Raw genomic sequence first — 6,202 nt, forward strand, 5'->3', positions numbered from 1 at the left:
GACCAGTCGCTGGCCGGCCTGTTCCCCGACCTCTACCATCGCCGCATCGCCAACGCCCTGGTGCGCCAGGAGGCCAGCCTGGAAAGTGCCAGGCAGGAAGCGGGCCTCATCGCCACGGCGACTGCACGCACCAACATGGTCGAGCGCGCCTACAAGGACGTGCGCCGCCGCGACGAGCGCGAACGCTCCGACCGCGAGCGGCTTGATCTGATCGCCCAGAAGCGGGAACAGGAATAGCGCTGGCTTCCGCCTTGGCGCTGGATGGCGCCCAGAAGCGTCAGCCGCCCGTCGCGGTCGCCTTGACCGGCCTGGCTGCACCGATCCGTTCCCAGCGCTTGCCATTGCCCTGCGCCTGCCGGGCGAAATAGCTGTAGGGGGTGCTGGACCAGTCGCGGACGGAGTTGGTGAGATTGTCGAGCACCAGGTCGCCCTCGCTGGTGCGCACCGTCAGCACCGTATGCCCCTCGCCGTGATAGCTTGCCACGGTCAGCAGCAGCGCCGACGCCGGCCAGCCGCGCTTCATCAGTTCGAGCTTTTTCAGGATTGCGATGTCCTCGCAATCGCCGGAGACGGTCGGCACGCGCCAGTCGTCTTCCTTGCCGACGGTGGCCTGGTCGCTGAGCTCTGTTATGCGCGAATTGACCGAGCGGTTCACCTGCTTCAATTCGGAGCTCAGTCCCGGCTGCAGGGCAACGACCTTCCTTCCCCCGGCGGTGCTGCACAGGCTGGGTTGGCGACTGCAGAACGAAAAGAAGGCAGGCGGCGCGAACGCCTTGCCGCTGGTTTCCATGATCGTCCCGGCCTGGGAAGCGAACGGGCAGGCAAGCGACAGCAAGAATGCGATCAGCGCGACATCGCGTTTCACGATCAACGTCTCCAGTGCGTGGATTTGAGGATGAGGGGAGCGGGTTAATGAGCGGTTTCTAAACTGCCCAATTTGGCCGTTAGCGAGGCAGCGCCGTTAACGTATTAATACTTCGAAAAATAAGACTTGAAGCCGTGTCGCGGCGTTGGCCGGCAGAGGGATTCTCGCCGACCGCGTATCGGGCCGGCGCCGATCGCGTCGCCTCGCTCTCCGCAAGCCTGCCGCAAGCTTGTTGCGCCATTGTCCGTGCCACGAAAATCGGCAAGAGGCGGACTTTTTTGGCAATCTCTCCACCCAGCGACATCGTTCTGGACGTTGCCCGCGCCGCCGAGCCGACGGATGTCGAGGCCGCGCGGGCCGCACTGGCGAAACGCACCGGCGGCGCCTCCGACGCGTTTTCGGTCGCCACGACCGGCACCATGCTTTCCCGCGCCACGGCGGACAAGGCCGAGGCGGCAAATCCGGAGAAGAAGTTCCAGCGCTTCGAGGCGATGGTGCTGCAGACCTTCATCCAGAACATGATGCCCAAGGACACCGAGGGCGTTTACGGCAAGGGCCTCGCCGGCGACATGTGGAAATCGCAGATGGCCGAGCAGATGGCCAATGCGATGGCCGCGCGCGGCGGCATCGGCATCGCCAGGTCGCTGCTTGCCGACCACTACATGGACGGCAAGCGCACCGTGCCTGTCGGCCCGGTTTCGGGCGGGCCGGAAAAGACCGAGATCGACCAGCAGACCCGGCTGTCGACCTCGATGGTGCAGGAGCTGCAGCGCCAGGCCGCGCGGTCGATGACCGGCGACGACACGACCATAGAAACCGAGACGAAAATTTAGGATCCTCATGGCCGACCAATCCGAACTCTCCAACCTGCCGGCGCGGACCTCGGAAGCGCCCGTCCAGTTCGCGCGACCTGGAAACCTCGCCGCCATCATCGGCCGCATCGAGGAAGCGGTCGACGAGGAGACGGCAGGCATCCGCGCCAGCACAGGTTACGACCTCAAGGCCTCCAACGCCCGCAAGAGCCGCTACCTCTATGAGCTGACCCGCGCCATGAAGGGCGCCAACGAGATCGAATTCCTGGAGCAGCATCGCGAGGGGCTGGCGCGGCTGCGCCAGAAGCTGGCCAAGAACGAGGCGGCGATCCTTGCCCATCTCAACGCCGTCAACGAGGTCGCCAATCTCTTGAAGAACGCCATCCAGCGCGCCGAGGCCGACGGCACCTATTCGGCCCGCGAATTCGGCTGGGCCCGGGCATGACTTCGGCCGCGAGGCCCATGCGAGGAAACGACCGGTGATCAAGTTCATCGCCGCCGCGATCTGGATCTGCGCAGCGACGCTCGGCGCCGTGTTCTATTCGTTCCAGGCGGCCGGCAAGGCCGGCGTCGGCGAGACGCCGAAGCCGATGCTGGGCGGCCTCGACTACGTCAAGACCGACATCATCTCCGTCCCGCTGATCCGCGACGGCAGGATCGACGGCTATTTTCTCACCAAGCTTGTCTACACGGTCGAGCCCGAGCAGATAAAGAAACTGTCGATCCCGGCGCAGGCGCTGATCACCGACCAGGTCTATTCCTATCTCTATTCCAACCCGCAGATCGATTTCACCAAGAAGGACACGATCGATCTCGATACTTTCCGCAAGGCGATCCACGACACCATCAACGCCCGCGTCGGGGTCGAGCTGGTGCACGACGTCCTGGTCGACCAGGTCAACTTCCTGTCCAAGGACGAGATCCGCGACAACGCGCTGCGCCGCCGCAAGAATGCCGGCGAGACCGCGCAAGCAATGACCAAGCCTTTCCAGGCGGAGCATTGATCGCTCGCCGAGGCACGGCGGCCTACAGGTCTGCCGAGGTGATGCGAGATGACGCATCGCCACCACGTTGACGTAAACGTCAATGCGAAGCTATATGCGTCAGCGACCGTGATCGCGACATGCGCCGGGCAAAGCGCCGCCGCGCATCAAACGCAACGAGATGAGGAGAACCGCCGTGAGCGTTCAGGAGATTGCCGACAGGATCAAGTCGCGCGTGGCAAGCGCGGGCTTCGAGCATTCGGTGAAGTTCGATACCGGCAGCGACGGCGTCATCGTCATCGACGGCGCCAGCGTTTCGACCACCGACGCGCCGACCGACTGCACCGTCAAGCTTTCGCTCGACGATCTGGATTCGCTGATCGCCGGCGACCTCAACCCGACCATGGCCTTCATGTCCGGCAAGATAAAGATCGAGGGCGACATGACCGTCGCCATGGCGCTCAGCCAGTTGCTCGGCTGACCTTCTCGAAAAACCAAGCAAAACGCCGCCCCGCTGGGCGGCGTTCTGTCTCAGGCCACCAGTGGCAGCGACTTGAGCTTGCGCCCGGCAGCCTTCAGCGTGCCGCGCGCGCCGTCGAGCACGCCTTCCACCAGCTCCAGCGCCAGCAGCCGGTGCCGCTCATAGGGGCCGGGCATCGCCAGCGCGCCGGTCTTCGCCGCCGAGAAGCCGAAGCGCCCATAGTAGGGCGCATCGCCGACGAGCAGGATCGCGCCATGGCCGAGGCGCGCCGCCTCGGCGACAGCATGGCGCATCAGCGCCGAGCCGATACCGGCGCCCTTGAGCGCGGGATCGACGGCCAGCGGGCCAAGCAGCAGTGCCGCCGCACCGCCCTCGCCCAAGCTTACATCCCAGAGCCGCACGGTGGCGAGCACCGCGCCCGAGGCATCGCGCGCGACGAAGGCCAGGCCTTCCGACGGCCGGCGGCCGCGCCGCAACTTCTCCGACGACTTCCTGCGCCGCCCAGGCCCCATGGCACGGTCGAGCAGGTCCTCGCGCGCTTCGATATCGCCGGCGCTTTCGGCCACGATGGCGAATGCCGGAGCCTGTGAGGCCCCCTCACCCGGCTCGCCGCGCGAGCCAGCCTGTGCCCATTGGGCAAGGGAGGGCGCAAGCGCTGCCATCGGGCTCCTCTCCCCCGCGAAGAAGAGCTGATCCGAAGGGCCGGATGAGGGGGCAATGTCGGTGTCCGCAATGGCCGATTTGATCAGGTAGTCCATGTCCGCGATCCTTCACGAGCGGAGATCTGTTCCACAAGCGAGCCCGGGTGGGCGACAGGCGCCCACCTGGGATGATCTGAACGGTCCTTGCGAACCGGTCAGATCACGTAGGATCGGAGCGGCTCGAAGCCGTTGAAGGCGACCGAGGAGTAGGTCGTCGTGTAGGCGCCGGTGCCTTCGATCAGCACCTCGTCGCCGATGGTCAGCGACAGGGGCAGCGGATAGGGCGTCTTCTCGTACATCACATCGGCCGAATCGCAGGTCGGGCCGGCGAGCACGCAAGGCGCGGTCTCGCTGCCGTCATGCGCGGTGACGATCGGGTAGCGGATCGCCTCGTCCATGGTCTCGGCGAGACCGCCGAACTTGCCGATGTCGAGGAACACCCAGCGCACATTGTCATTGTCGGCCTTCTTCGAGATCAGCACGACTTCCGACTTGATGACGCCGGCATTGCCGACCATGCCGCGGCCCGGCTCGATGATCGTCTCGGGCAGCGCGTTGCCGAAATGCTTGCGCAGCGCCGAGAAGATCGCCTGGCCGTAGGCCTGCGCCACCGGCACGTCCTTCAGGTAGCGGGTCGGAAAGCCGCCGCCCATGTTGACCATCTTGAGCACGATGCCCTCGTCGGCGAGCGTCGCGAACACCTTCTTGGCATCGCCCAGCGCGCGGTCCCAGGCCGTGAGATCGGTCTGCTGCGAGCCGACATGGAACGACACGCCATAGGCGTCGAGGCCGAGCGCCTTGGCGTGGCGCAGCACGTCGACCGCCATCGCCGGGACGCAGCCGAACTTGCGCGACAGCGGCCATTCGGCGCCCTCGCCGTCGGTCAGCACGCGGCAGAACACGCGCGCGCCGGGTGCGACGCGGGCGATCTTCTCGACCTCCTCGACGCAGTCGACCGCGAACAGGCGGATGCCGAGATGGAAGGCGCGCGCGATGTCACGCTCCTTCTTGATGGTGTTGCCGAAGGAAATGCGGTCCGCGGGCGCACCCGCGTCCATCGCCATCTCGACTTCGGCAACCGATGCGGTGTCGAAGGACGAGCCCATCGCAGCAAGCAGGCGCAGGATCTCCGGCGCCGGGTTTGCCTTCACCGCATAGTAGATCTTGGAATCGGGCAACGCCTTCTCGAAGGCGCGGAAATTGTCGCGCACGACATCGAGGTCGACGACCAGGCACGGGCCGTTCGGACGTCGGGTGGCGAGGAAGTCAAGGATGCGCTGGGTGGCCATCGGGGTCTCTCCATAACGCCTTTCGGCGCGCAATAAGGCTGCGGGACGCGGGCTGTCGGCCTCGCGAACACGCGGTGGACAAAGGCGGGACGGAATATCCATGGAACCAGCCGGTGGAGACCCCGGAACCATGAAATGCCGTCTCGCGGCGGTGAACCTTGGCCTTGCCCGGCCTCGGTTCGCTTTGTCTGCCTTGGCTTGGATGGGAGACCCGTCCGCACTGCCGGCAATGAAGGTGTGCCTCTTTAGTAACCCCGGTCTTTGGACAACCGGAAGAGAACCAGAAAGGCCCGCACCGTCGTTGCTTCAAGGTGTCCTCGATCTTGTGGTTGGCCACTGACCGACTGGAGTGGTTGGCTCCAGTTACCTTACCGATTGCCCTCACCATTCGAGGATCGGCGGACACCCACAGGCACGTGCGACTTTGGGCAAGCGCGATATAAGAGCGTAGGATTTCACAATCAATAAAAATCGTAAGCTGCGGTTGTAAAATTTCCGGCATCGAACAATCTACGGAATACCGTATCCGGATATCGAACGATGACAGGCACGCACGGACCGCTCAACGCCTTCCTGAACCTTCGCCAAATGCCTGTCGCGCATGCGCAATTGGGCCCGCTGGCTGGTCTCAGGCTGGCGGTCAAGGACATCTACGACGTCGCCGGCTATCGCACCGGCTGCGGCAATCCCGGCAAGTTCGCCGCGGCTCACGCGGCGTCGCGGACCGCTCCCGCGGTGCAGATGATTCTCGATGCCGGCGCGCGATTCGTCGGCAAGACCCAGACCGACGAGCTCGCATTCTCGCTGATGGGCCAGAACGCGCACTTTCCGTTTCCGGTGAACCCGGCCGCGCCCGAGCGCGTCACCGGCGGCTCCTCATCGGGATCGGCGGCGGCGGTGGCGGGCAAGCTCGCCGACATCGCCACCGGCTCCGACACCGGCGGCTCGATCCGCGCGCCCGCAAGTTTTTGCGGCTTGATCGGGCTGCGCGCCACGCATGGCCGCATCTCGCTCGACGGCGCCATGAAGCTCGCCCCGAGCTGCGACACCTTCGGCTGGTTCGCCGACGAC

General features: G+C 65.3%; 8 protein-coding genes and 1 pseudogene. 6 read left to right on the forward strand and 3 right to left on the reverse strand.

Translation table 11 applies throughout. The features are described from left to right. Window positions 1–237, forward strand: a pseudogene (locus EN780_RS25310) (hypothetical protein); the annotation flags it as partial. 40 nt (window positions 238–277) lie between these two features. On the opposite strand, the gene EN780_RS25315 reads toward EN780_RS25310, so the two are convergent. After that, window positions 278–865 (reverse strand): transglutaminase-like cysteine peptidase, encoded by a 588-nt coding sequence (locus EN780_RS25315; protein ID WP_127392409.1) that lies wholly within the window; start codon window positions 863–865, stop codon window positions 278–280. A 278-nt stretch (window positions 866–1,143) separates the two neighbouring features. Between EN780_RS25315 and EN780_RS25320 the strand changes: the two genes are divergently transcribed. The 4 genes from EN780_RS25320 (at window position 1,144) to EN780_RS25335 (ending at window position 3,141) form a co-directional block, all read left to right on the forward strand. Continuing rightward, window positions 1,144–1,698, forward strand: a complete 555-nt coding sequence (locus tag EN780_RS25320) for a rod-binding protein (RefSeq protein WP_245500128.1) — start codon at window positions 1,144–1,146, stop codon at window positions 1,696–1,698. Window positions 1,699–1,705: 7 nt separating this feature from the next. Next, complete coding sequence (locus EN780_RS25325) at window positions 1,706–2,122, forward strand: hypothetical protein (RefSeq protein WP_127392410.1); 417 nt, start codon at window positions 1,706–1,708, stop codon at window positions 2,120–2,122. 34 nt (window positions 2,123–2,156) lie between these two features. Next, complete coding sequence (locus tag EN780_RS25330) at window positions 2,157–2,681, forward strand: hypothetical protein (protein WP_127286090.1); 525 nt, start codon at window positions 2,157–2,159, stop codon at window positions 2,679–2,681. A 175-nt stretch (window positions 2,682–2,856) separates the two neighbouring features. After that, complete coding sequence (locus EN780_RS25335; protein ID WP_127310776.1) at window positions 2,857–3,141, forward strand: SCP2 sterol-binding domain-containing protein; 285 nt, start codon at window positions 2,857–2,859, stop codon at window positions 3,139–3,141. 50 nt (window positions 3,142–3,191) lie between these two features. Here the strand turns inward: EN780_RS25335 and EN780_RS25340 are convergent, their stop codons facing one another. Further along, window positions 3,192–3,899 carry an N-acetyltransferase gene (locus EN780_RS25340; RefSeq protein WP_320319539.1) on the reverse strand — a complete coding sequence of 236 codons (708 nt, stop codon included), beginning with the start codon at window positions 3,897–3,899 and terminating at the stop codon, window positions 3,192–3,194. Between the two features lie 98 nt (window positions 3,900–3,997). After that, the gene (gene odc2 / locus EN780_RS25345) at window positions 3,998–5,131 is read right to left on the reverse strand and encodes an ornithine/lysine decarboxylase (protein ID WP_127311543.1); all 1,134 of its coding nucleotides are present in this window, start codon (window positions 5,129–5,131) and stop codon (window positions 3,998–4,000) included. 540 nt (window positions 5,132–5,671) lie between these two features. Between odc2 and EN780_RS25350 the strand changes: the two genes are divergently transcribed. After that, a partial coding sequence (locus EN780_RS25350; RefSeq protein WP_245500130.1) for an amidase family protein occupies window positions 5,672–6,202 on the forward strand: 531 nt, incomplete at its 3' end.

The sequence above is a fragment of the Mesorhizobium sp. M4B.F.Ca.ET.089.01.1.1 genome (assembly GCF_004022605.1).
Lineage (GTDB): Bacteria > Pseudomonadota > Alphaproteobacteria > Rhizobiales > Rhizobiaceae > Mesorhizobium > Mesorhizobium abyssinicae.